This window comes from Actinokineospora sp. (assembly GCF_052390155.1).
Taxonomy (GTDB): domain Bacteria; phylum Actinomycetota; class Actinomycetes; order Mycobacteriales; family Pseudonocardiaceae; genus Actinokineospora.
Genome location: NZ_JBQTHF010000028.1, coordinates 114737 through 138350 on the forward strand (window position 1 = coordinate 114737; position 23614 = coordinate 138350).

Here is a 23614-nt window from a genome sequence, read left to right on the forward strand (position 1 = left end):
GTGTCACAGAACTTGCCGGTGCAGCGCGGGGAACACCTTGCCGACCTTGCCCAGCAGGTAGTCGCCGTAGGTGCCGCGGAACTCGTGCACGCTCGCGCCGTCCCACCGCGCGGCCCCGTCATCGGCAGGCACTGAGTCGGCGAGCACGGCGTCGGCGACCGGGGAGACGTCGGCGTCGAAGGCGGGGTCGAAGAAGAACGGCCAGGACAGCCGGTCGTGCGGGCCCGGGCGCACCCGGTGCGGGGTGGAGCGGTAGCGCCCGCCGGTGAGCCGGTCGAGCATGTCGCCGATGTTGCACACGAACGTGTCCGGGATCGGCTCGGCGTCGACCCAGCCCGCGGCGGTGCGGACCTGGAGACCGCCGTGGTGGTCCTGCTTGAGGATGGTGAGCAGGCCGTAGTCGGTGTGTTCCCCGACGCCCCAGCCGGGGGTGCCCGGGGGCTGGGCCGGGTAGTTGAAGGCACGGAACAGCACGAGCGGGTCGGCGGTGTACCGGTCGGCGAAGTAGGTCTCGTCGAGGCCGAGGCTGAGCGCGACGCCGGTCATCAGCGTGTGGCCGAGCCGGGTCAGCGCGGCAAGGTAGTCGAGCACGGTCTGCCGCAGGCCCGCGGGATGGTCGGGGAACAGGTTCGGGCCGTGCAGCGGCGTGCCCGCCAGGACTCGCGGGTGGTCGGCGGGCAGTTCCGCGCCGAAGTAGTACCCCTCTTTGAGGTCGGGCACGCCAGAGGTGAGTTCGCCGCCGGGCGGGAAGTAGCCGCGCCACGCGGGCCCGCCGCGGGCCATGGCGACGGCCAGCTTGGCGTCGAGGGGCTGGGCGAAGAATTCGCGGGTGTGGCGTTCGAGGTCGCGCTGCAGCCCGGGGTCGACACCGTGGCCGCGGACGGAGAAGAAGCCGTGCGCGCGGCAGGCCGCGCCGATCTCCGCGCCGACCCGCGCCCGGTCGGCCGCGCCGTGCACCAGGGGGCCGATGTCGATCACCGGGATTGGCGGCATACCGCACGGTACCGGCGGCGAACGGTTGAACGCCGGGTCTGCTGGGTATGTCCTCGGAGAGCGAAATTCGGACTAGGAGGACGTCACATGGCGGGATTGCTGAACCGCATCAAGGGGTTCCTGCGGAGCCCGCAGGGCCGCCAACTGGCCGACAAGGCGAAGGCCGCGGCGAGGGACCCGCGCACCCGCCAGAAGGCTCGCGACACGATGTCACGGTTCCGTCGCAAGCGGTAACGAGACGCTGCCCACACGTGCACGGGCCGCTCATGGGCCAGACTGGTTTTCGTGAGCGAGCCTGCGAGGGGCGGCCGTGAGTAGCGGCCCGTTTGACGGTTGGCTGCCGGTGCGCGGCCTGGCGGCGGTGCTCGCGGCGGGTCGGATGCTGCTCCCGACCACGCCCGCGGGCGTGCTGGAGGCGGCGGTCCGCACCGCGGCCGAGGTGATGCGCGGCAGGCGGGTCACCGTCCGGGCGGCCGACTACGACGTGCCGATGACCGTAGTCGACCTCGCCTGCACCGGCGACACCGTGCGGCTGGCGCAGGGCCGGATCGACTCGGTCCGGTTCGTGGCGCGCGAGGTCGGCTGGCCCGCGGTGCCGCTGGCCCACTTGGCGGTGACCTGCCGCGACCTTCGGTTCGCCGGGCCGCTGTCGGCGACGGTCACCGCGGGTTCGGTGCGACTGGACGTGTCCGTCACCGCGGACGCCGTCCGGGCCCGGCTCGCCGAGGAGCGCCCGGATCTCTCGGTCCGGTTCGGGACGGGCCTGTTCGTGTCCCGCAAGCCGTGGCCGGGTGAGCTGGAGGTCGTGCCCGAGGTTGCCGACGACACCGTCCGGCTGCGGCCGCTGGCCCTGTGGGTTGCCGGGCGGCGGCTGCCGCTGCCCACCCGGGTGCGCCCCGTGGTGCTGCCGGTGCCGGACCTGCCGCGCGGCCTGCGGCTCACCTCGATCACCGCCACCCCGGACGGCCTCGACCTGCGCGGCGACGCCGAGAACTGGCGCGACCGACTGTCCGGGACCCCGCTGACCGAGCTGGTCAGCCTGCTGGCGACCGCCGCGACCACCCTGACGGTCGGCCGCTGACCTCGACCCTCGCCAGGCCCAGCACGAGCACCGCCAGCGCCGCGACCGCGCTGCCCGCGACCATCCGCTCCACCAGACCCAGCGGCACGAACCGCCACCACGGCGGGCCGCCCGCCAGCATGGTGACCACGCCGAGCAGGATCGAGCCGAACCACAGCAGCGACACGATGCCGAACCCCCGGACCAGCCACCGCCAGCCCGCGGACGCCGGGAACACCGCACCCGCCGCGAACAGCGTGGCCAGCGGCAGCGACAGGAACGCCGCCACGCTGGCGTAGCGGTGGATGGTGCCGCCGATGCTCGGGCCGACCGCCCAGTTCGTCTTGGTGAACACCACGATGACCAGCAGGCTGACTGTCCACACCGCGCCGAGCAGCAGCGTCGCCGACCCCGGCCGCACCAGCCCGCGGCGCGCGAGTTCGGCGAACGCGAGCGCGGACCCGGCGGCGAGCAGGACGAGCGCGAGGTCGAACACCCACTTGGCCGGGCCGAGCGCGTATTCGCTGATGGTGCGGCGGATCGGGCTGATGTCGCTGGTCGGCGGCAGCACGTGCAGGGCAAGCAGCAACCCGACCCCGGCGACCAGCGCGCCGAGGCCGAGCAGCGGAACCAGCGCGCCGCGCCGCTCTACCCGGTCCACCACCGTCATGCCGCCTCCCGGCCGGGTTCGTCCGAATGGTCAGGATATTCGGCGAACATGACACGAACCTGAGAACCGCGGCGTCAGCTCGCCTGGTCGGTCTCGTCGTCGAACTCGCCGAGGATCTCCTCCAGCAGGTCCTCCAGGGCGGCCAGGCCGACGATCTCGCCCTCGGCGCCGCCCACCAGGGCGAGCTGCGACCGCTGGGCGCGCATCTCGGCCACCGCGGCGGCGGCGGACCGGTCGGCGGGCAGGACCAGCGGCTCGGTCATCAGCTCCCCCGCGGTCACCGTGCGGTCGGCCATGGTGGCCCGCACCGCCTCGCGGACATGGACGATGCCCACCGGGGCGCCCGCGTCGTCCACGACCACGAGGCGGGAGCGGCCGCTGGTGCGGCTGACCTGCTCGACGTCGCGGGCGGTGGCCTCCGCCGGGATGGTGACCATGTCCGCGCGCGGCGCCATGACCTGCCCGACCGTGGTCCGTTGCACCTGCAGGACGCCCGCGAGCATCCGGTGCTGCTGCTCGGGGAGAAGCCCGTGCTCGCGGGACTCGCGCAGCAGCAGGCGCAGGTCGTCGGGGCCGTGGGCCTGGGCCAAGGTGTCCTGCGGCTCGACCTTCACCACGCGCAACGTAGCGTTCGCCATGCTGTTGAGCAACACCAGTGCGGGCCGGGTGGCCCGGGTGAACGCGCGGAACGGCAGCGCCAGCAACAGGGCCGAGCGCTCCGGGTGCGAGATCGCCCACGACTTCGGCGCCATCTCGCCGATCACCATGTGCAGGAACACCACCACGATCACCGCGAGGGTGAACGCCACCGGATAGCTCCAGCCCGCCGACAGCCCCAACGCGGCGAACACCGGGGCGAACAGGTCGGCCACCGCGGGTTTGGCGAGCGCGCCGAGCCCCAGCGTGCACACCGTGATGCCGAGCTGGGCGCCTGCCAGCATCATCGACAGCTCGCGGGCGCCCGCCACGGCCGCCCGCGCCGCCCGGCTGCCCGCGGCCGCCGCCTCCTCCAGCCGGTGCCGCTTGCTCGCCACCAGCGCGAACTCGGCCGCGACGAAGAACGCGTTGGCCACCAACAGAACCAGCGAGACGACCAGTGCCCACCCGATACTCACGACATCCCCTCGCAGGCTCGGTGCTGGACGCCCAGTGACGGTGTTTCACTCACGACATCACCGCCGATGCCGGGTGGACCGAGACCAGCACCGTGCGAGGCACGTGTCGGTGTACCTCGACCACTTCGAGCAGCGCCGAGCACTGGTCCACGTCGGCACCCACGTCGACCTCCACCCGGTCACCCGGCCGCGCGACGCGGCCCAGCCGCTGCAGGATCAGGCCGCTGACGGTGTCGTAGCCCGAGCCCTCCGGCAGCTCGATCCCGGTGACCTCGGCGACCTCGTCCACCCGCCACCGGGCGGGCACCGACCAGGAGCCGTCGGGGTGGGACACGGCCTGGACCTCCATGTGGTCGTCCTCGTCGAGGATCTCCCCGACGACCTCCTCGGCGACGTCCTCGAACGAGACCACGCCCGCGAAACCGCCGAACTCGTCCACCACGCAGGCGAGCTGGCGGTGCTCGGCGCGCAGCCGCTCCAGCACCTCGGGCAGGGGAAGGCTCTCGGGCAGGAACAGCGGCGCCGAGGCGATCTCGCCAACCGGGGTGTCGGCGCGGCGCTCGGGCGCGACGGTGAGCAGCTCGGCGATGCCGACCACGCCGACCACGTCGTCCACGTCGGCGCCGATCACCGGGAACCGCGACCGGCCGGAGTCGAGCAGGTCGATCAGCCGGGTGGCGGGCTCGTCGGCGCGCAGCGTGTGCACGTCGACCCGCGGGGTGGCCACCTGGCCCGCGGTCAGGGTGCGGAAGTCGAGGCCGCCTTCGAGCAGCCGGGACGTGCCCGCGTCGAGGTGTCCGCCCTCGCGGGACTCGCCGATGATGCCGCGCAGGTCGTCGGCCGTGGCGCCCTGCGGGAGTTCCTCGACGGGCTCGATGCCCACCGAGCGCAGCAGCCGGTTGGACACCGCGTCGAACAGGCGAATCAGCGGGCCGCCGACGGCGAGGTAGATCAGCGTCGAGCGGCTCAGCGCCTTGGCCAGGGCCTCGGGCTTGGCGATGGCGAGGTTCTTCGGCGCCAGCTCGCCGAAGACCATCTGCACACCGGTCGAGAAGAGCAGGGCCAGCGCGATCGAGGCGACCGTGGTGACACCGCCGGGCAGGCCGGTGAGGCCGAGCAGCTCGGCGAGGCCGCCGCCGAGGTAGGGCTCGGAGACGTAGCCGACCAGCAGCGCGGTGACGGTGATGCCGAACTGGGCGCCGGACAGCATGAACGACAGCCGCTGGGTCACCCGGTAGGCGCGTGCCGCCGCCTTGTCGCCGTCGTCGGCGAGCTGGCGGAGCCGGTTGCGGTCGACCGCGACGTAGGCGAATTCCTGGGCCACGAAATAGCCGGTGGCCGCGGTGAGCAGGAGAACGGAGCCGAGACCGACCAGGATCAACACGGGCGCGTCACCACGTGGACGTCGGTCGTCGGGCGAAGCCGGGCGCTACCCGGCCGGATACTGCAGCCTTCCGAAGAATCCATGCCACACACGCTAACACGGCGAATCGGACATCGGCCCGCTTGGTGAAGCGCGCCCGGGGACCACGCCGTGGCCGGTCCGGGCGCCTGGCGTCGATCTCGTCAGGGCGTCTCGACCGGCCGGTCGTACACGCTGAACCGCAGGTACAGCCCGACATCGGCGGGGCCGGGGCCGGTGGTGCGGTAGCTGAGCAACTCCTGCAGCCCGGTGGTGCCGTGCAGCGGCGCCGGGGCGAGCGCGGCGAGGACCGCGGCGTGCGCGGCGGGATCGACCCCCTCGGCCCGCAGCGCGGCCGCGACCCGGTCGGCGGCGTCGGCGTCCGATCCCGCGGCGCCGGGCAGCCGCAGGTACAGGTTGGCCTCCTCGGCCTGCACCCCGCCCTGCCGGAACGCCAGGCAGGTCATCGGCTCGTTGGTGACCAGGGCGGCGTCGCGGTAGACCGAACGGGCCACGTCGTGGGCGCGGGCGGGGTCGTGCCGCCGGGCGAACGAGGCCACCGTGTCCAGTTCGCACAGCGTCATCGGGCCGTGCCGGAAGTAGACCTTGACCCGGGCGGCGTCCTCGTCGCTCAGGTCGAGGGCGAAGAACTCCACCTGGTGCCCGCGCGCGACCAGATCGCGGTAGGACTCGGCCACCGGCCGCCACGCCTGGCCCATGCCGAGCCTGCCCATCGCCTCGGTCACCGTGTCGCACTCGGTGCCGGGGCCGCGGACCTGCGGGTTCAGGTACACCTTGTAGCGCGGGCGGGCGTGCGGGCGCCAGGCCAGCGAGTGCCAGACGGTGGGCCGGTACGGCTCCGGGCAGTCGGTGACGAACAGGTCCTCGACGTCGAGGTAGCGGCCGATGTCCACGCCCGGCTGTCTGGCGAGGCCGCGGGTGAGCGCGCGGCCCGCCTCCTGGCTGGCCAGCGGCGATGGCCGCGCGCCCAGTGACTCGAACAGGATGCGGACCTCGGGCCCGCCCCGCTGCCAGCTCACCGAGAACTCGGCCGGGAACCCGTCGTGGGAGAGGAACGAGGGATAGCTGCACCGTGTGCCCACCGACCGGGTCCCCCACGGTAAGACGAGGGCGAGCAGTTCGACCAGCGGAATGTCCGACTGGTCCGGGTTGAAACCGAGGGCGCCGCAGATCCGATTCCATTTGTCCGCGAAGAAGCCACCGTACGTCTGATCGGGGGAATGGAAGAGTCCATCTCGTCGAGCGGCTTCGGGGATCACGGGCGAGCGGGTCACTGGCGTACCTCCACGGCTATCATCATCCTCGGACATCTGGCTCTGGCAATGGAGGGTTCGTGCCCGTGGCACCTGGTGCTGGAAACGCAGTGTCACCACCGCCCCAATTCATCCCGGAACCGAGCCCGAACGCTCCAGACGGGCAATCGGGTCAAGCCGCCGATCGGGTGAGCGGGGACTCCACCTGCGTGATCGGCATGGGCTTTTCCGGTTTGGCCGCAGGCAAAGCTTTGCACACCAGGGGCCTTCCGTTCACCTGTGTCGAGCGGTCTTCCGGCGTCGGCGGGCTATGGCGTTACCCGGCCGACGGGGAGTCTGGACCGGCCTACGCGTCGCTGCACCTGAACACCTCGGGCAAGGTCACCGGGTACAGCGACTTCCCCATGCCGCACGACTACCCGCGCTACGCCAGGCACGACCAGGTGCGGGCCTATCTGGAGGACTACGCCGTCCACTTCGGACTGTCCGGTAAGGTGGAATTCCGCACGGAGGTGGTGGATGTGCGCCCGGCCGAGCCGTCCGGCTGGGACGTCACCACGGTCGACCTCGACACCGGAGGCCGCACGACGCGGCGGTTCGCGCACGTGATCGCCGCCACCGGGCACCACTGGAAACCGGTCCGGCCCGACCCGGCGATACCGGGAGCCGAGGAGTTCACCGGCACCGTGTCCCACGCCGTCGACTACCGCGAACCCCGGGTCTATTCGGGACGACGGGTGCTGATCGTCGGAATCGGGAACTCGGCCTGCGACATCGCGGTGGAACTGTCCCGGGTGGCCCGGCGCACAGTACTGGCCATGCGCCGCGGCGCCCACGTGGTCCCCAAGCAGCTCATGGGTATTCCGATCGACGAGATCGCCGGTCGCTGGTGGTGGTCGCGGATGCCGTTCCGGGTGCAGCGCCGCTTCCTGGAACTGCTATTGCGGATCATTCGCGGACCCATCACCGATTACGGCATGCCGGACCCGGGCCACCGTATTCTCTCGGCCCCGATCACCATCTCCGACGAGCTGCTGAGCCGGGTCACACACGGCGGGATCACGCCGAAGCCGATGGTCGAGCGGTTCGCCGGGGCGAAAGCGCACTTCGTCGACGGGACGGTCGAGGAATTCGACGACGTCATCTATTGCACCGGCTACGAGATCGCTTTTCCGTACCTGCCGCGGGAGTCCGTGTTCGCCGACAGCGGCCAGGTCGCGCTCTATCGCGGCGTAGTGCCGCCGGACCATTCCGGGCTCTATCTCGTCGGCCTGGTCCGGCCGGTCGGCGCTATCACCCGGCTGGTGGAGATCCAGTCGGAATGGATCGCGGACCTGGTCGCGGGAATCGCGGTCCTGCCCGAACGGGCCGAGATGGTCGCCGAGGTCGACGGCCGGATCTCCCGGGCGGGCCGCCGCTACGGCGGCAAACCCGTCGACTCGATCCACGTCGATTTCGGCGCCTACCTGCGCACCGTCCGGCAGGAGCGGACCAAGGGCAGGCGCCGCGCGCGCTAGGCGCTCGCGCGGTCGAGCTGCGTCAGGGTGTACTGCACCAGCTCGACCAGCACCTGCTTGCTCGACTCGCGGTCGCGCGCGTCGCAGTGCAGGACCGGGACGGCATCGTCGATGTCGAGGGCCTGGCGGACCTCGGCGACGGTGTGCGGCCACGCGCCCTCGAAGCCGTTGACCGCGATGATGAACGGGATGCCGCGCCGCTCGAAGAAGTCGATCGACGGGAAGCTGGAGTCCAGCCGCCGGGTGTCCACGAGCACGATCGCGCCGAGCGCCCCGTGCGCCAACTCGTCCCACATGAACCAGAAACGGTTCTGCCCCGGCGTGCCGAACAGGTAGAGCACCACCTGCGCGTTGATCGTGATGCGGCCGAAGTCGAGAGCGACGGTGGTCGTCTCCTTGCCTTCGATCCCGGCCATGTCGTCGACGCCGACGCTGGCCTGGGTCAGCACCTCCTCGGTGCGCAGCGGCGGGATCTCGCTGACCGAGTTGACCAGGGTCGTCTTCCCGACACCGAACCCGCCCGCCACCACGATCTTGACCGAGGTGGGGATCACCAGCGTGTCACTCACCTGTTCAGATCCTCCGAATGCCATCGAGTACCGCTTGCAAAAGCTTCGTATCCGTGATCGCCGAGGTTTGGAACATCGCGCCCGCCACCACGTCGCCCCGCTCGATGAGGTCGCTGAGCAGCACCTTCACCACGACGATGGGGACGTTGAGGTAGGCGGCGACCTCGGCGACGGACAGCGGCACTGTGCAGAGTTCGATGATCTCCAGGTGCTCCGGGCTCAGCGACGACGGATCGGACCGCGTCGAGGAGACCCGGACCTGCGTCACCAGGTTGAGGTTCGCCGCCCCGGGCCGGGTGCGGCCCCTGGTCATCGCGTACGGCCGCACCAGCGGCCCGGCCGCCTCGTCGAACCACCAGTCCTGGTCCGCCGTCACGACGGCCGTCGCGCGGGCACCGCCGCGACCGGCGCCCCGCCCCGCGGCGCCGATGCCAGATGCGCGCCGACCCGCTTGACCAGCATGTTCATCTCGTAGGCGATCATCCCGACGTCGGCGTCCTCCTCGCCGAGCACGGCGAGGCACGCGCCGCGGCCCGCCGCGGTGACGAACAGGAACGCGTGGTCCATCTCCACGATGGTCTGGCGCACCTGGCCGCCGCCGAACTGCCGCCCGGTGCCCCTGGCCAGGCTCTGGAACGCCGACGCCATCGCCGAGAGGTGCTCGGAGTCGTCTTTCGACAGCTCGGCGGACCGACCGAGCAGCAAGCCGTCCGCGGAGAGCACGACCGAGTGGCGGATTCCCACCACTCTGCGGACCAGGTCGTCCAATAGCCAGTTGAGCTGGTGGTCCTGGCCGATCTTGTCGTTCACCTTGAGCTGTCCTTCCCCATCATCACGGACATCATGGCTCGACCGGAGGGTCGGCTCGGCGGGCGTCGAGCGTTCCGCGCTGGAACGCCGACATGGTGTCGCGGACCCGTTCCGCGGTGTGCTCGGCCTCGGGCGGCGGCTCGTCGTCCCAGTCCGGCAGCAGCGGCTCCTCGCGCAACTGCGGCGCGAGGTTCTGCTGGCGGTGCCTGCGGGGCAGCAGCGGGCGGTCCTGGCCGCGCGCGTCGTTGTGCTGTGGCGATTCCCCAACTCCGTTCTCGGCGCCGGTGGCCCGGCCGCGCAGCGGCACTGGGTCCTCCTCGTCGGTCATCGGCCAGTGCGTGTCGTGCGTGTCGCGGGTGTCCACTGTGGCCTGCTCGGTCATGGCGTCGGACCAGAACCGGTCGATTCCACTGCGGTAGGGCGACTCCACCTGTTCGACCGGCTCGACCTTCGTGGCCGTCGCGATCCCGCCCGCATGCCGGTCGAGGCTCTTGCGCGGGCGGGGACTCGGGGTGTCGGTGTCGGTGCCGTACTCGACCAGTTCGGCAACGATGTCCGACGGGACGAACACCAGCGCAACGGTGCCGCCATAGGGCGATTCGCGCAGTTCCACCCGGATCGCCCGGCGCGCGGCCAGGCGGGCGACGACGAACAGGCCCAGCCGGGACTCGCCGCGCAGCGCCATGGCGTCGAACTCGGGCGGGTGCGCCAGCATCTCGTTGGCCAGCTCGCGGTCCTCGGTGGTCATGCCCAGGCCGTGGTCCTCGATCTCGACGACCACGCCACCGGACACCTGGCTGGTGTAGACCTCGACCTGCGAGCGCGGCGGGGAGAACGATGCCGCGTTGTCGACCAGTTCGGCGATCAGGTGGATCGTGTCGGCGACACCGACGCCATGCAGGGCGACATCGGGCACCGGCCGGACCCGGACCCGGACGTACTGCTCGGTCTCGGCGACCGCCGCGCGCAGGATGTCCAGCAGCCGCACCGGTTTGCGCCACTGCCGACCCGGCTGCTCGCCCGCCAGGATGATCAGGTTCTCGGCGTTGCGCCTGGCCCGGGTGGCGAGGTGGTCGAGCTGGAACAGCGCGTCGAGGTGCTCGGGGTTCTCCTCCTCGCGCTCCATCTTGTCCAGGATCTTGAGCTGGCGGTGCACCAGACCCTGGTGGCGGTGCGCGATGCCGAGGAAGACCCGGTTCACGCCCTCGCGCGCCTGGCTTTCCTTCACCGCCGCCGCGATCGCGGTGTACTGCGCGGCGTTGAAGGCGTCGGCTACCTGGCCGATCTCGTCGGTGCCGTAGTCCAGCGGCGGGACCTCCGCGTTGACGTCGACCCGGTCGCCCTGGCGGAGCCGGTCGACGATGTTGGGCAGCCGCTCGTGCGCGAGCTGCAACGCGTCGTTCTTCAGCTCCTCCAGGCGGGTCACCAGCGCCCGGTTGACCAACCTGCGCGAGATCCGCACGCCGAGGAAGATCCCGGTGAGCACGACGATCAGCGCGACCAGGCTGCCGATGATCACCTCGGTGAACTTGTCGTTGCCCCGCTGCTGTCCCAACTCGACCGCGCCGGTGGCCTCCTCGATCGCCAGCTTGATCAGTTCCTCGGACGCCTCGCCGCTGACCGTCTGCCACTCCTGGCCGCTGACCGGCAGCTCGGCGTTCTCGGCCCGCCTGCCGCTGGTGGTCGAATCGGCGTCCTGGGTGCGCGGCGCGGCGCCGATGAGCGCGTTCTCGGCGTTGGTGAGCCGCTTCCACATCTCACTCGCGGTCAACCGCAGGTAGTGCGCCTTGACCTCGTCGTTGCCCGCTGCCCCCGCCGCGGTCAGCTCGGCCCGGTAGGCGCCGACCAGACCGGCGAACTCGATGTGCTGGTCGGCGGTGAAGGCACCCGCCGCGATCGCGGCCGACGCCTGCGAGGCCGCCCGCGACATCCGGTCCGCGGCCCGGAAGATGATCGTCGCGTTGAGGCCGGCCTGCACGACGATCGGGTCGGGCACGATCCGCGCCTGGGTGTCGAACAGCGCGGTGCCCGCGTCGAGCACGCTGTTGTAGTAGGCGTATATCTCGTTCTTGTCCGCGCGGCCCGTGTCGACCTGGGCGCGCCGCTGCGGCAACGGCGCCAGCACCTCGTTGAGCGCCTGCACCCGGGCGGTGACCTCGGCGGGCGCGTTCGCGGCCAGCGCGTCGAGGGCGGCCCGCAGGTCCTGCACGGCCTTGTCGGTGATCTGCTGCTGCGCGTTGAGCCCGACGGTGTCGGGGTTGTTGGCGCTCAGCGCCGTCATGGTGAGCTGCCGCTCCCGCTGCAGCGCGGCGAAGGTGTTCACGGCCGGGATCGACGCGTCCTTCACGCCGCTGGCGACGGCCCTGAGGTAGATGCCGTCGAAGACGGTGTAGGAGGAGAACACCGCCCACATGGCCAGCAGGATGACGCTGGGCACGACCAGGACGCCCGTGAGACGGGACCGGATCGTCGTGGTGGATTTGGCCGCCGAACCGCTCTTCAGCTTCACAGCTCTCCACAGTGTGCGGCCGCCACCGCGCGCGGCGGCGACCCGGTCGAGGGGGTCATGACTGGACGGGGGACTGACATCGGGGCGGTCCGCCACCGCCGGTCACGAGACCGGGGTCGGGACGCCCGCGCTGTCCGGGGAACGCGTCCGAGGCCCGCCGTCGCGTTCCCTCGGCTCGCATACCACCTGTCCACCTCTCACTCAGTTTCCGCATCAGCACCCCCGATGGGTCGTCGCCCTCCAGTGTGATGATCCCGACTCGTCGAGATCAATATTACTCAGAGCTAGCGATCACCCGCAGTGCGCGAGAAAGGAGCCTACCGGTTCACCCGAAAGCGGAAGTGTCGGGTCGGTGTCCTGAGCCGGTCAAACGACCGTGTCCTCCGTCACCGTCACCGTCACTGTCACTGTCACTATCGCCCCCGACCGCCGGTCCGCCCCGGTGGTACAGGATGCCCGCATGACATCACCCGCGCTCGTCATCCGACCGGCGGAGCCGGGCGATGTCGAGGTAGTGCACCGGTTCATCGTCGAACTCGCCGACGCGGAACAGTTTCCCGAGCCGGTCTCCGCCCGGCCGCGGGACGTGGCCGAGGCGCTGTTCGGCCCGCGGCCGCACGCGGAGGCCGTCCTGGCGACGATCGACGGGACGCCGGTCGGATTCGCCCTGTTCTACGCCACGTACAGCACCGTGGTCGGCCGGGCGGGCCTGCGGCTCGAAGACCTCTACGTCCGGCCGGAGCACCGCGGCGACGGTCTGGGGCAAGCGCTGCTGGCGCACCTCGCGGAGTTGGCGGTCCAGCGCGGCTGTGCCCGGCTGGAGTGGTGGGTGCTGCGCACCAACGAGCCCGCGTTGCGCTTCTACCGTCGGCTGCGGGCTCGCGAGGTGGACGAGATCGCGGTCATGCGCCTCGACGGCGAGCCGCTGCGTGACCTGGCGGCGTCCCGCCCGCGGGACCTGAGCGGTCAGGTCTGAGCGGAGCGCGGGGCGACAAGGCGCGGTTGAGGTACCCCTCGACCTGGCGGGATGCCGTTCCTGCCGAGTGCGGGTCGCGGGTGGGCGTCGACGGCATTTCTTTCGGGCAGGCCGAATAGCGATCGTCGGCAAGGGAACCGTCCACCGAAATGCGGATGGTCGACCATGGCGCCGAGATCACGGAATCGCCCGGCGACCCAGCGGAAGCCGCCGGACGCGAACTCGACCGGCAAGTCGGACTCCTGATCGCGGCCACACATCGCACCTATAGCAAGAAAGAGTGGCGCACCCCGAGGCGATCGGCTCGGCGAACGGTCTCTTCCCCAGTCGACCGCGCGCACGTATCCGTTCTCGCTATTGCGCGTCCAATACGCCCGTGGCGCGTATTGGACGGTGCCTGATCGGGTACCGCCGAAATCACTTCGGGTCCGAACCGAGCGCCGCGGGCATGGGCACCGAATCACCCGGTACGGGTGTTGGTCGAGTCGAGGGGGTGGGCGGATGGGCGGCGTGGCACACCTGCTGACCGGGTTCGTCGTACTGGTCACGGTGATCACCGCGGTGCCGTCGCCGAGTGCGCTGCTGTGGCTCATTCGGACGCTCGCGTTGAGCGTGGCGCCGATCCTGGCCGTGCTCGCGGCGCTCGGCGCGGCGGGCGAGTTCACCTTCGGCGCGGGCGGGTACGCGATCGTCGCGGGGGTGCTGTCGGCGCTCTCCGGGGCCTATTTCCTGCTGGTCACCGCGCGGCAGTGGCGGCAGGCCCGCGCTCTGGGGGTGCGGCCGTCGCTGTGGGCGGTGGTGGCGCAGGTGGGGAGCTTCCTGCGGACCGACCGGCCCGGGATCACCGGCCCACACGTCGACCACGTCGTCGCCCGCGACGGCACCCGGCTGCCGGTCGGGATCTGGTCGCCCGACCCGATCGGGCCCGGTCGGCGACCGGCGGTGGTGCTGGTGCACGGCGGCGGCTGGGTCGGCGGGAACTGGCGCCAACTGCGCGGCTACGCGACCTGGCTGGCCGAGCACGGTTACGTCACGGTGTGCCTGAGCTACCGGCTCGCGCCGCCCGCGCGCTGGGACGTCGCGCCCGCCGACGTGCTCGACGGGCTGCGGTGGGTGGACGAACGCGCCGAGGCGCTGCGGGTCGACCCGCATCGGGTCGCACTGCTCGGGTCGTCGGCGGGCGGGCAGCTCGCGCTGCTGGCCGGGAGCCTGCCGGAACGCGCGACGCCGCTGGCCGCGATGGTGGCGATCTACCCGCCGACCGACCTGCCACTGCTCTACCGGACGCTGCGCGGCACCCGGGTGAGCCCGGTCGGCTCGGACGTCCCCGCGCTGACCACCTACCTGGGCAGCACGCCCGAGCAGTCGGCGTCGAGCTGGCGCTGGTCGTCCCCCTCGACGCACCTGGACACCGCTCCCCCGGCGGTCTACCTCGCCACGGGCGCCAAGGACCAGTGGACGCCGCTCGCCGCGATCGAACCGTACGCGGCGCGGCTGCGCGCGGACCCGGCGAACCTGGTGGTCCCCCTGGTGGACGCCGACCACTGCTTCGACCTGGTGTGGGGCAGCGTCCCCGCGCAGACCCTGCGGGCGACGATGCTCGCGTTCCTCGACCGGGAGGTGCGCGGTGACACCTGAGGAACACCGGTTCGACTCGGCGGGCACCCCGTGCGCCGCCTGGTTGTTCCGGCCCCCGACCGCCGACCCGGTGCCGTGTGTGGTGATGGCGCACGGGTTCGGCGCGGTCCGCGAGGCCGGGCTGCCCGGCTACGCCCAGCGGTTCGCCGCGCGCGGGATGGCGGCGCTGGTGTTCGACCACCGCCACCTCGGCGCCAGCGGCGGGCTGCCCCGCCAGCTCGTCGACGTCGACGCACAGCTCGCCGACTGGGCCGCGGCGGTGCGCTACGCCCGCACGCTGTCCGAAGTGGACAGTGCGCGGATCGCCTTGTGGGGTACGTCGTTCAGCGGCGGACACGTGCTGGCGGTGGCCGCGCGCGACCCGGACATCGCCGCCGTCGTCGCCCAGGTGCCCTACCTCGGGCTGGTGCGCAAGCGCGCCCTGCCCGACCGGCGGGTGCTGCGCCTCGCGGCCACGGCGCTGCGCGACCGCGTGCGGTCCGTGCGCCACCCGCGCGACCCGGTGCTGCTGCCGCTGATCGGCGAGCCCGGCTCGCGCGCGCTGTTGCAAGAAACCGCTGCGGAGCGGCAGTTCCGGGCGCTGCTGCCGGAGGAGCACACCTGGGTCAACGCGGTCGCCGCGCGGGTTGTGTTGCGGCTGCCCGGATATCGGCCGCTGCGGTTCGCCGCGCGGGTGCGCTGCCCGGTGCTGTACTGCGCGTGCGCCGAGGACAAGGTCACCCCGGCCGCGCTCGTCGCCGAGGCGGCCGCCGCGACGCCGAACGGCACCCTGGTCGAGTATCCGGGCGAGCACTTCGACATCTACCGCGGCACGGTGTTCCAGCGCGCGGTCCGCACCCAGGCGGAGTTCCTGGCCCGGCACCTACTCGACGACTGAGGACACCGGGGTCATCGACACCAGCCACGCGAGGTAGGCGTTGTCCTGCGGGCGCAGCCCGAGCTGGTTGTGCGTGATCTGCACGAGGGTGAAGTAGACGACCGCGGGCGGCATGGTGAGCCGCCCGGCCGCGTGCAGCCGCGCCAGCGTCGACCACGTCTCGGATTGCAGCCGGTGCCACGCGCCGAGGTCGCCGAGCGACCCGGCCACGGCCGCCCGCACGTCGTCGTGGTGGTGGCGCCAGTCCACGGCGTCGCGCAGGTAGGTGGCCTGGGCGGCCCCCCGCGCCCGGCTGACGTCGGCGGGCGAGGCACCCGCGATGCCCGCCTGGGAGTCGGCGTAGCGGCGCAGCCACTGGATCTCGCTCGCCCAGCCGGTGCCGATGGCGAGCACGGAAGCCAGCAGCAGCCCGGCTGCCGCGTAAAGTCGGTCCGCATAGGACGGTGTGGCACGGATCGTGGCGACCGCGATCCGGGTCGACTCGACGAAGTGCGCCATGCACACCGCCATCCCGTGCGGCCCGCCGAACCGGTCGACCTCCGGCCGGAACGCCCGCTCCACCACGGGATCGCCGGTGGTGTCGCCGAGGAACGCCGTGATCCGCGACCGCAGCTCGGCCACCCGCGCGGGCCCGGCACCGCGCAGTTGCAGCTTGACCGTCGCGGTGCCGTCCGCGTCGCAGGGCGGGCGAATCATGATCCAGTCCTCGACGTCCCCGGCGTCGAGCGCGTCGGCCAGCCACGAATCGGCGGCGGTGAGCAGCAGCCGCTCGATCAGGCTCGGGTCACACGGCACGGTGATGCTCAGCGTGCGCCAGTGCTCGGTGTCGGTGAAGGTGTGCTCGGTGTCGAAGGTCGAGGTCGTCACGCTGCCTGCCTCACGTCGTCGGGTCGCGGCACTTGGCTTTCCGGGGCCGGGCCGTGCAAGCGGGCCAGTGTCCGCGCGGTCCACCGAGCCGCCGGACCCAGCGCGATGGCGGCGAGTACGAACGCGGCGCCGATGGCCCACCAGCCCAGCAGGCCGAGGGTGAGCACGGCCCACGTGCCCACGGTCGGGCCCACGATGTCGTCGACGGCCAGGCTCATCCCGAACGCCCCGTGGTATTCGGCCTGGACGTGCTCGGGCGCGAGCGCGTACGCCATCCCCCACTGGCTCGCGGACTGCAGCATCTCGCCGACGGTGAAGAAGACGTAGCCGGCCGCCACCACCGCGACGGCGACCGCGGCGGGCGCGCCGGCGGAGAAGCCGATGACCACGCAGCCGAGCACCAGCGCGGCGGCCGACCACCGGGCCTTGCGCACGCTGCCGGCCAGGGTCTCCGCGCCCGCGCTGGCCCGGACCTGGAACAGCACGCACAGCACGGTGTTCGCGACCAGCAGCAGCCCGATCAGCGCGTGCGGCGCCGAGGTGCGCTCGACTATCCACAGTGGAACGATCACCAGCACCAGCGAGCCGTGCACCGCGAGGATGCCGGTGAGCGCAGTGGTGGTGAGCACGGGCACGCTGCGCAGCGCGGTGAACGGGCGGCGCTCGACCGAGGTGGCGACCGGCGTGACCTCGGGCAGCCCGCGCACGAGGATCGCGCCGACGAAGAACGTCACGGCGTTGCCGATCGGCAGCGCGTAGTAGGCGGGCATCGTGCCGATGGTGAGCGCCAGCGCGGAAAGCGCCGCGCCCAGGGAGAATCCGAGGTTGAGCAGCGACCGCGACTGTGCCCGCAGCCGCACCCGCCCCTGCCCCGCCGCGCTCGCCGAGACCAGTGCCGCGCTCGCGGGCATCTTCCCGAAGCCCACTACCGCGACGAAACAGGCCAGCGCGGTGAAGGCCGGGAAAGTGTCCACAATGGTGTAGAGCAGGTAGCCGATTCCCTCCAGCAGGCACAGCAGCCGCATCATCCGCCGGGCGCCGAAGCGGTCCGCGAGCCCGCCCATGGTCGCGGCGGCCACCGCGCCTGCCACACCACTGGCCGACAGCGCCAGCCCGAGTTGTTGCGGGGTAAGGCCGACGACCCGGGTGGCGAACACGACGGTCCCGCTGATGTAGAGCCCGGTGCCGATCGAGCTGATCAGCACGACCAGGCCGTAGCGGCGCGCGGCGCCCGCCGCGGGCAGCAGGTCGCGCAGCAGGGCGTGGGTCATCCTCTCGACGCCCCGACGGGTGCGAGTTCGGTGACCTCGGCGCGCACGGCGTCGAGCGCGTCGAGCCGCTTGCGGTCCCAGGCGTCCATCACCGCGGGGGCCAGGCAGTCGGTGAGCAGGCTCGCCGTGCGCTCGGGCAGGTCGCGGCGGACACCGCGCGCGAGCGCGTCCGGTGTGCGGGTCCGGTAGTGCAGGTTCGTCGCGACGGTGAGCGCGTCGTCGGCCGCCGCGCGGTCGAGCGCGCCGTCGAGCACGAGCCGGTGCAGCAGCCAGCGGAAGTTGACCAGCGGCACCGTGACCGGCTCGAACGAGTCCGGGTCGTAGAGCAGGGCGACCTCGTCGTCGGCGTTCACCGTCCCGTCGAGATAGCGCGCGGCGACCCAGCCGTGCATGCGCATGCCGAGCGTGCGGCACTCGACCGACCGCAGCGCGCCCATCGACGAACCGCCCGCGAGGTAGCGGCCGGTGGCGAGGTACTCCCGGATCTCCGTGGCCGAGACGGAGAGCTGCTGGCCGAACTCGCCGTCGAGGATGAGCACGCGGGTCGCCGGGTGCTCGGTGTCGGCGATGGTCAGCAGGTCCTCGCGGATGATCGGCGGCCGCACCGCCAGGTCCACACCGGACTGTTCGGCGTGCGGCCGCAGACCGTCCACATCGGATGGGCGAAGTGAGGTTCCCACGTACGCCAGCAGTCTCATGCCGCCACCCGCCCGTTCTGCTGTGCCCTGGCCAGCCGGACCCCGACCCGCTCGGCGTCGTGGTGGGCGAACTCGGTACCCGGAACGACCACTTTGGTGACCGAGAAGGGAAAGTCGGGCGGCGACAGCTCGGTGGCGAGGATCAGGCCGAGGCCGTCGCGCTCCAGCGCGGCCGAGGCGACGGCGAGGTCGCCGGCGACCGTACCCGTTGTCCGGTCGGGGAACTCGTCGAACGAGCACCACGGCCTGCCCTCGCTCCAGCGCCGGATGGACTCCTTGAAGTGGTCGTAGGAGGCGTGTCTGCGGTACGCCTGCGCGCCCATGTCCTCCCGCGCCCCGCCGATGACCGCCAGCCGCGACTGCGCCGCCTCGGCGAGCGCCCGGGTGACCCCGACCTCCGGGTCGAGGTGGCATCCCGCACCCCCGTTGAACAGCATCGCGTCGCGCGCGTGGGAGTCCTCGGTGACCGCGAAGAACGTCGGGATACCGATTCCGCTGGTGTAGGCGTGCACCGTGACGTCTACCGCCGCGCGCTCGAACCGCTCCAGCAGCTCCTTCGCCGGTGCGGGAAGGGTTTCCGGGCGGACCCGGTGGCCGAGGTTGAGCACCTCGGCGAACGCGGTGCAGTCGTGCTCGATGACCTCGTAGAGCCCATGCAGCGTGGCCTCGTCCGTGTCGTTGCCCGCGGCGAGCCCGATCGTGTTGGAACGCAACAGACCCGCCTCCGGCGCGAACGGCGTGAACACCGCCAGCGCGGGCACCCAGACCTCCAGGCCGCGGCTCAGTTCCCTGGTGGGCCACCAGGTCAGCGGGGTGTCCGCGGCCCAGGTGTGCGTCCGCCGCGGGACGAGCTTGCGCGGGTCGAGCACCAGCCCCTCGCCCTGCATGTCCACATAGGACGCGGTGACGTGCGCGCGGTCCTTCGGCTCGCACCAGTACCGCTCGATCGCCTCCATCACCGCCGACACCCGCGCCGCGGTCGGCGTGACGCCCTTGCCGCTGGTCACCGTGTTCAGGCCGGGCGCGGCCATCGGCCGCATGGTGTGCCACACCGGGATGCCGATGACGTCGAGCCCGGTGACGTCGCCCACCCTGGTGATCCCCAACGGTTCCAGCAGCGTCTCGGCGAGCGCCGCCACCTCGGCCAGGCCGCGCGACCGCACCGACAGGGTGCGGTCTCCCCGGGTCAGGTCAAGAGACATCGGTCATCACCTTCCGGGATAGGACGGGGTCGGCGGTCATCGCCACAGCCGCCCGCGCGGCGACGAAGAACGGGCGCGCCTGGTCGCAGAAGTCCTCGACGTCGCGGAATCCCCGGTCCAGCAGGTGGATTCGGACGTCGTCGGTGCGCCACAGCGCGCGGAACGCGGCCTCGACCTCATCCGGCGGGATGTCGCCGGGATGGAACCGCGGGTTGGTCCGCACGGCCTGGTCGGTCAGGTCGAGCAGCTTGGCGCACTGGTCGGCCAGGTTCGGGAACTCGGTCAGCAGGCCGGGCGGGACGTCCTCGTACACCAGCCGTCCTGAGCGCAGCCGGAAGGTGCGCACGAGCACCCGCAGCGCGCGCTCCGCGGCGTCCAGCGTGCCGACCTCGCTCGCGGTCAGCAGGCCGCGCCGGATCAGCTCCGCGGGCGTCAGCCCGGCCAGCCAGCCCGGCGCGAGGTCGCCGGTGCCGAACCTCGGGTCTTCCGGCAGGCGCAGGTGATCGATGACGTGGCGCGTGTGCCGTTCGGGGAAGTCCGGCAGGAAGAGCTGCGCGTAGGCCAGCAGTCGGCGCTTGGTCGGACCAGTGCCGTCAAGAGTGGCGGGAGTGTGCTGGAAGCGCCATTCGCGCCGGTAGGACGTGTCGGGGACGGGCACGCCCGCGGGCACCGGTTCCGCCCAGGGATGACGGGCCAGCAGGTCGCGGACGGCCGCCTCGGCGTCGGCGCGCTTGAGGTCATGGCGGCCGAGTTCGTCCACAACGGACCGCATGGCCGACTCCAGCGGTCCCCCGCGGGTGGCGGCGAGCAGCGCGGCATTGGTGCGCACGCTGAAGTGCACCGAGCGAGCAACGTCGAGGATGCCCACGGCGTCGATATGTCCACTGTGGACCAGTCGGTCGGTGACGTCGAGGATGTTCACCAGCGCGTGGGTGAAGGCGCGGAAGCCCACCTCCTCGTCGCCGTGCATCAGCGCCACATCCGCGTCGGACTCCAGCCGCCCGTCGAGGTACCAGGCCGAGATCGTGCCGAGGCCGGTCATGCCGTGGCCCGCCAGCTCGCACGCCCGCAACGCACCGATGCTCGCCGCGCCGAACACCGGGACACCGTTGTCGTAGAGGGAAAGGATCTCACGGTGCCGCACGGGCGCCTGGTGCTGGTAGACGCCGTCGACGATGAGCACGATGTCGCCGGGGCCCAGCCGCAACCGGTACAGGTCGCCGTGCGCCACGGGCGGGTGCGCGCAGACCTCGGCCGGATCGAGGACCGGCGAGCCCGCGAGCGACGGCCCGGCGAACACGTGCAGCGTCATCGGGGCGCCTCCTCCGAACCGGTGGTGCGCGGCAGTTCCAGGTACTCGTCGTGCACGAGTCCGGGCGTCACCACCTTGCACACGGCGAACGGCTCGCCGGGCGGGGTCAGGTCCACCCGGAGCACGGGCCTGCCCGACGCCGCGGTCACCTGGCCGGTGAGCCGCGCGATCAACTCGTCACCGGGCGCGCAGGATCGGGGATCGGCGGTCGGCACGGCAGACCAGTCGTGGTTGGGCTCGACCGCCGGTGGCGGCGCCACGCTGCGCACGCCGCGGTAGGAAACCGGACCGAGATCCTCCCGAAGCCCGCTGATGACCGACATCCGGCTCTGCACCGCCTCGGTCAGCGCCCGGAACAACGCGATCTCGGCGGCGATGTGCGACCCGGAGCCCGCGTACACGCTCGGCATGTCCGAGCGCCACAGGTAGACCGCGAACGTCGTGGTGCCCGGCACGATCGAGCAGTCGACGGCCTCGACCCAGAACCCGTCTTCGCGCAGTCGGCCGATGAGGTCGCGGCACCAGCCGGTGGGCAGGGTGGCCAGGTCGAGCACCTTGCGCCGCTCGATCGGCGTGGTCGCGAGGCTGGTGATCGAGTGCCGCTCGATGACCTCCAGCAGCGCGTGCACGGTGGCCTCGGCGAGGCTGTTCCCGCTGGCCAGGCCGTTGGACGAGCCGACGAGGGTGCGGGGGCGCCACCGGGTGTCCGCGGTGCCGTCCATCGCGACCGCCCGCAGCGGCACGTACGTCTCGCGGCCGTCGGCCAGCGACGTGGCGGGCACCCAGGACAGCGGAAACCGGTCCGAGACAACGGAACGCTCGGTCGAGGTGGTCTCCTCGACCGCGTAGGGCAGGTCCAGTTCGGCGGCGCACGCGCGCAAGACCTCCGCCGGGGCGAACCGCTCGGCGATGCAGACCTCGATGGACTCCATCACCGCGGAGAGCCGCGCGAGCAGCGGCGTCACCCCCTTGCCCTGGCTCACGCCCACGGTGGTGGCGAGCGGGCGCACGGCCATGAACACCGGCAGCCCGATGACGTCCAGGCCGGTCAGGTCGGCCACCCGGGTGATCCCGTACCGCCGCAGTCGCGGCTCGACCAGCGCCCAAGTCCGCTCCGGCGACCGGATGCGCAGGGACGCCGTGAGCTGTGAGTCCACAGTGGATGGAGTGTCGAGCTGCCTGGTCATGATCGGCTGGTGCGGCGCTCGACGGCGGCGTCCAGCACCGCGGCGAGGTCCAGTTCGGCGCAGCACCGCGCGACCTCGTCGCGCACCCAGTCCGCCTTGCGTTCGGCGGGCAACCGGTGGTGCAGCTTGGCTTCCTCGCTCGCCTGGAGCCTGCGCACCAGGGTCCGCGCGAGCACGGCGACGATGTCGGCGGTGTCGGGTTCCTCGACGGTGATCGCGACGCGCAGCGATGTGCCGCCGGTCGCGGTGGCGGTGCGCGGCCGTCCATGCGGGAGGTAGAGCACCTCGCCGGGGCGCGGCACCAGCGGCGGGTCGCCCGCGGCGGTCCACTCGGTCTCGCCCGCGAGCTGCAGGACGAACGCGTGCGCCCGGCCGGTGTGCGCCGCGGGCTCGACGGCCCCGGCGGGCGTGAGCCGGACCGCGGCGGCCACCTCGGCGCCGAACGCGGGCGCGAGACCCTCGACCACCGCCCGGATCCGCGGCTGCCAGTGCTCGGCGTGCGCCAGCTCGATCGTCGCGCCGCCGCGGAACTCCTCGACGACAGTGCGGCGGTGGACGAACCCCGGCACGGTGACGTTGAGGACCCGGCGGGTGACGGTCACCTCGTCGCGCCGCGCGGGGACGCCGTCGCGCACCACCGTGACGTAGGGCCAGGACAGCAGCCCGCAGGCCACCGTGTCGAGGATCTCGCGCTCGGTGATCAGCTCGGGGAGGTCGGCGCGGAACCGCGCGGGACCGCGGTTCCAGTGCCCGCGCAGGAACTCGGGCGCGTCGCCGACCAGCTCGGTCAGGGTGGCGGTCACCGTCATGACTCGTCCCGGAAGGCCGCGGACGCGAGCGCCCTGGTGAGCAGCGTCGACGGGTCGACGTCCTGGGCGAACTTCTTCAGCTCGGCGACCACCAGGTCGACCTGCTCGGCGGTGGTGAGCGTGTCGCGGTGGTCCACCAGGGCCGACATGCGGTCGGTGGCGAGCCACTCGTCGAGCAGCGCGCTCAGCAGCGACTCCGGCGTCGGCTCGGTGAGGGTGAAGGTCACGTGCAGCGAGGTCTCGTCCAGCGCGCGCGGCGCGTGGGCGTAGGCGTGCGGCAGGTACAGCACGTCGCCGGGGGTGAGCACGACGGTATCGAGTTCGGTGCTGGGGTCGACGTCGAGGCCCGCGTCCGGATTCTCCGTTTCCGCCGAATAGTAGAGGTGCCATTCCTTGGCGCCCTCGATCTGGATCACCAGCACCCGGGAACCGTCCCGGTGCGGCAGCATCCCCCGTTTGCCTTTGGGCGTGAGGAAAAGATAAGAGGTGACTTCGGCCGGGAAAATGGCGCGCAGTTCCTCGACCTGATCTCGAATGACATTGTGCCAGTCCTCGACCTGGCTCAGTTTGAACGTCGCCCCCTCGGCGAGTTGTGTGCGGACGCCCGCGGGTCGCACGAATCCGTCGATTTCGGCGCCACCCACCCGCCGACTTGTCGTCACCTCGGTGAGCGGCGGTTTCACGCCGTCCTGGAAGACGGTGAAGTACGGCCACCGCAGCAGGCTCGCGTCGATGAGCCCGTCGAGGTCCGCGCTGGTCGGGAGGCCCGCGAGGGGCACGGCCTGGCGCAGCAGCAGGGGCTCGGTCCCGTGGTACGCGCGGACCAGGTCTCCCTTCTCCGACAAGAGAGAGCCTAAG

General features: G+C 72.0%; 23 protein-coding genes. 6 read left to right on the forward strand and 17 right to left on the reverse strand.

What is annotated here, in order from left to right; all coding sequences use genetic code 11:
- Positions 1-3: 3 nt before the first annotated feature.
- Positions 4-993, reverse strand: coding sequence for an isopenicillin N synthase family dioxygenase (locus ACT4N7_RS10915; RefSeq protein WP_444828534.1), 990 nt, complete (start codon positions 991-993; stop codon positions 4-6).
- Positions 994-1080: 87 nt separating this feature from the next.
- Between ACT4N7_RS10915 and ACT4N7_RS10920 the strand changes: the two genes are divergently transcribed.
- Complete coding sequence (locus tag ACT4N7_RS10920; protein ID WP_444828535.1) at positions 1081-1227, forward strand: hypothetical protein; 147 nt, start codon at positions 1081-1083, stop codon at positions 1225-1227.
- Between the two features lie 76 nt (positions 1228-1303).
- Positions 1304-2074 carry an LmeA family phospholipid-binding protein gene (locus tag ACT4N7_RS10925; RefSeq protein WP_444828536.1) on the forward strand — a complete coding sequence of 257 codons (771 nt, stop codon included), beginning with the start codon at positions 1304-1306 and terminating at the stop codon, positions 2072-2074.
- Here the strand turns inward: ACT4N7_RS10925 and ACT4N7_RS10930 are convergent.
- The 4 genes from ACT4N7_RS10930 to ACT4N7_RS10945 all read right to left on the reverse strand — a co-directional run bounded on the left by ACT4N7_RS10930 (position 2028) and on the right by ACT4N7_RS10945 (position 6535).
- The gene (locus ACT4N7_RS10930; protein ID WP_444828537.1) at positions 2028-2723 is read right to left on the reverse strand and encodes a DUF998 domain-containing protein; all 696 of its coding nucleotides are present in this window, start codon (positions 2721-2723) and stop codon (positions 2028-2030) included. The two genes, ACT4N7_RS10925 and ACT4N7_RS10930, sit on opposite strands and share 47 nt — an antisense overlap.
- Positions 2724-2797: 74 nt before the next feature.
- Complete coding sequence (locus tag ACT4N7_RS10935; RefSeq protein ID WP_444828538.1) at positions 2798-3838, reverse strand: hemolysin family protein; 1041 nt, start codon at positions 3836-3838, stop codon at positions 2798-2800.
- Between the two features lie 49 nt (positions 3839-3887).
- Positions 3888-5222, reverse strand: a complete 1335-nt coding sequence (locus ACT4N7_RS10940) for a hemolysin family protein (RefSeq protein WP_444828539.1) — start codon at positions 5220-5222, stop codon at positions 3888-3890.
- Between the two features lie 182 nt (positions 5223-5404).
- The gene (locus ACT4N7_RS10945; protein WP_444828540.1) at positions 5405-6535 is read right to left on the reverse strand and encodes a tryptophan dimethylallyltransferase family protein; all 1131 of its coding nucleotides are present in this window, start codon (positions 6533-6535) and stop codon (positions 5405-5407) included.
- Between the two features lie 167 nt (positions 6536-6702).
- Here ACT4N7_RS10945 and ACT4N7_RS10950 point away from each other — a divergent pair, with 167 nt between their 5' ends.
- On the forward strand, positions 6703-8031 hold the full coding sequence (locus tag ACT4N7_RS10950; RefSeq protein ID WP_444828541.1) for a flavin-containing monooxygenase: 1329 nt from the start codon (positions 6703-6705) through the stop codon (positions 8029-8031).
- Here ACT4N7_RS10950 and ACT4N7_RS10955 read toward each other — a convergent pair.
- From ACT4N7_RS10955 to ACT4N7_RS10970, 4 genes are read right to left on the reverse strand one after another with little or no spacing between them, the layout of a single operon-like run.
- A complete protein-coding gene (locus tag ACT4N7_RS10955; protein WP_444828542.1) occupies positions 8028-8624 on the reverse strand; it encodes a GTP-binding protein in 597 nt (198 codons plus the stop codon). The genes ACT4N7_RS10950 and ACT4N7_RS10955 overlap by 4 nt on opposite strands.
- Positions 8605-8976, reverse strand: coding sequence for a DUF742 domain-containing protein (locus ACT4N7_RS10960; RefSeq protein WP_444828543.1), 372 nt, complete (start codon positions 8974-8976; stop codon positions 8605-8607). The genes ACT4N7_RS10955 and ACT4N7_RS10960 overlap by 20 nt, the downstream gene beginning before the upstream one ends.
- Complete coding sequence (locus tag ACT4N7_RS10965) at positions 8973-9410, reverse strand: roadblock/LC7 domain-containing protein (RefSeq protein ID WP_444828544.1); 438 nt, start codon at positions 9408-9410, stop codon at positions 8973-8975. The genes ACT4N7_RS10960 and ACT4N7_RS10965 overlap by 4 nt, the downstream gene beginning before the upstream one ends.
- 31 nt (positions 9411-9441) lie before the next feature.
- A complete protein-coding gene (locus tag ACT4N7_RS10970; RefSeq protein ID WP_444828545.1) occupies positions 9442-11919 on the reverse strand; it encodes a nitrate- and nitrite sensing domain-containing protein in 2478 nt (825 codons plus the stop codon).
- A 460-nt stretch (positions 11920-12379) separates the two neighbouring features.
- On the opposite strand from ACT4N7_RS10970, the gene ACT4N7_RS10975 reads away from it, so the two are divergent.
- The 3 genes from ACT4N7_RS10975 to ACT4N7_RS10985 all read left to right on the forward strand — a co-directional run bounded on the left by ACT4N7_RS10975 (position 12380) and on the right by ACT4N7_RS10985 (position 15410).
- Positions 12380-12895 carry a GNAT family N-acetyltransferase gene (locus ACT4N7_RS10975; protein WP_444828546.1) on the forward strand — a complete coding sequence of 172 codons (516 nt, stop codon included), beginning with the start codon at positions 12380-12382 and terminating at the stop codon, positions 12893-12895.
- Positions 12896-13396: 501 nt separating this feature from the next.
- Positions 13397-14533, forward strand: coding sequence for an alpha/beta hydrolase (locus ACT4N7_RS10980; RefSeq protein WP_444828547.1), 1137 nt, complete (start codon positions 13397-13399; stop codon positions 14531-14533).
- Positions 14523-15410 carry an alpha/beta hydrolase gene (locus tag ACT4N7_RS10985; RefSeq protein WP_444828548.1) on the forward strand — a complete coding sequence of 296 codons (888 nt, stop codon included), beginning with the start codon at positions 14523-14525 and terminating at the stop codon, positions 15408-15410. The genes ACT4N7_RS10980 and ACT4N7_RS10985 overlap by 11 nt, the downstream gene beginning before the upstream one ends.
- Here ACT4N7_RS10985 and ACT4N7_RS10990 read toward each other — a convergent pair.
- From ACT4N7_RS10990 to ACT4N7_RS11025, 8 genes are read right to left on the reverse strand one after another with little or no spacing between them, the layout of a single operon-like run.
- Positions 15396-16277 carry a thiopeptide-type bacteriocin biosynthesis protein gene (locus tag ACT4N7_RS10990; RefSeq protein WP_444828549.1) on the reverse strand — a complete coding sequence of 294 codons (882 nt, stop codon included), beginning with the start codon at positions 16275-16277 and terminating at the stop codon, positions 15396-15398. The genes ACT4N7_RS10985 and ACT4N7_RS10990 overlap by 15 nt on opposite strands.
- Positions 16274-17548: an MFS transporter gene (locus tag ACT4N7_RS10995; protein WP_444828550.1), complete on the reverse strand. Its 1275-nt coding sequence runs from the start codon at positions 17546-17548 to the stop codon at positions 16274-16276. Before ACT4N7_RS10995 ends, ACT4N7_RS10990 begins: the two co-directional genes overlap by 4 nt.
- On the reverse strand, positions 17545-18246 hold the full coding sequence (locus ACT4N7_RS11000) for a TfuA-like protein (protein WP_444828551.1): 702 nt from the start codon (positions 18244-18246) through the stop codon (positions 17545-17547). Before ACT4N7_RS11000 ends, ACT4N7_RS10995 begins: the two co-directional genes overlap by 4 nt.
- Complete coding sequence (locus ACT4N7_RS11005; RefSeq protein WP_444828552.1) at positions 18243-19448, reverse strand: YcaO-like family protein; 1206 nt, start codon at positions 19446-19448, stop codon at positions 18243-18245. Before ACT4N7_RS11005 ends, ACT4N7_RS11000 begins: the two co-directional genes overlap by 4 nt.
- The gene (locus ACT4N7_RS11010; RefSeq protein ID WP_444828553.1) at positions 19438-20760 is read right to left on the reverse strand and encodes a TfuA-like protein; all 1323 of its coding nucleotides are present in this window, start codon (positions 20758-20760) and stop codon (positions 19438-19440) included. The genes ACT4N7_RS11005 and ACT4N7_RS11010 overlap by 11 nt, the downstream gene beginning before the upstream one ends.
- The gene (locus tag ACT4N7_RS11015) at positions 20757-21947 is read right to left on the reverse strand and encodes a YcaO-like family protein (RefSeq protein ID WP_444828554.1); all 1191 of its coding nucleotides are present in this window, start codon (positions 21945-21947) and stop codon (positions 20757-20759) included. The genes ACT4N7_RS11010 and ACT4N7_RS11015 overlap by 4 nt, the downstream gene beginning before the upstream one ends.
- Entirely contained in the window at positions 21944-22756 is an 813-nt protein-coding gene (locus ACT4N7_RS11020; protein WP_444828555.1) for a hypothetical protein, read from the reverse strand. Before ACT4N7_RS11020 ends, ACT4N7_RS11015 begins: the two co-directional genes overlap by 4 nt.
- Positions 22753-23601, reverse strand: coding sequence for a JmjC domain-containing protein (locus tag ACT4N7_RS11025; protein ID WP_444828556.1), 849 nt, complete (start codon positions 23599-23601; stop codon positions 22753-22755). The genes ACT4N7_RS11020 and ACT4N7_RS11025 overlap by 4 nt, the downstream gene beginning before the upstream one ends.
- Positions 23602-23614: the final 13 nt, after the last annotated feature.

What these genes read in the sequence shown, in the direction of transcription:
- ACT4N7_RS10915 (WP_444828534.1), bottom strand. Translation starts at nt 993, where the DNA reads ATGCCGCCAATCCCGGTGATCGACATCGGCCCCCTGGTGCACGGCGCG.
- ACT4N7_RS10920 (WP_444828535.1), top strand. Translation starts at nt 1,081, where the DNA reads ATGGCGGGATTGCTGAACCGCATCAAGGGGTTCCTGCGGAGCCCGCAG.
- ACT4N7_RS10930 (WP_444828537.1), bottom strand. Translation starts at nt 2,723, where the DNA reads ATGACGGTGGTGGACCGGGTAGAGCGGCGCGGCGCGCTGGTTCCGCTG.
- ACT4N7_RS10955 (WP_444828542.1), bottom strand. Translation starts at nt 8,624, where the DNA reads ATGGCATTCGGAGGATCTGAACAGGTGAGTGACACGCTGGTGATCCCC.
- ACT4N7_RS10975 (WP_444828546.1), top strand. Translation starts at nt 12,380, where the DNA reads ATGACATCACCCGCGCTCGTCATCCGACCGGCGGAGCCGGGCGATGTC.
- ACT4N7_RS10980 (WP_444828547.1), top strand. Translation starts at nt 13,397, where the DNA reads ATGGGCGGCGTGGCACACCTGCTGACCGGGTTCGTCGTACTGGTCACG.
- ACT4N7_RS10995 (WP_444828550.1), bottom strand. Translation starts at nt 17,548, where the DNA reads ATGACCCACGCCCTGCTGCGCGACCTGCTGCCCGCGGCGGGCGCCGCG.
- ACT4N7_RS11000 (WP_444828551.1), bottom strand. Translation starts at nt 18,246, where the DNA reads ATGAGACTGCTGGCGTACGTGGGAACCTCACTTCGCCCATCCGATGTG.
- ACT4N7_RS11005 (WP_444828552.1), bottom strand. Translation starts at nt 19,448, where the DNA reads ATGTCTCTTGACCTGACCCGGGGAGACCGCACCCTGTCGGTGCGGTCG.
- ACT4N7_RS11010 (WP_444828553.1), bottom strand. Translation starts at nt 20,760, where the DNA reads ATGACGCTGCACGTGTTCGCCGGGCCGTCGCTCGCGGGCTCGCCGGTC.
- ACT4N7_RS11015 (WP_444828554.1), bottom strand. Translation starts at nt 21,947, where the DNA reads ATGACCAGGCAGCTCGACACTCCATCCACTGTGGACTCACAGCTCACG.
- ACT4N7_RS11020 (WP_444828555.1), bottom strand. Translation starts at nt 22,756, where the DNA reads ATGACGGTGACCGCCACCCTGACCGAGCTGGTCGGCGACGCGCCCGAG.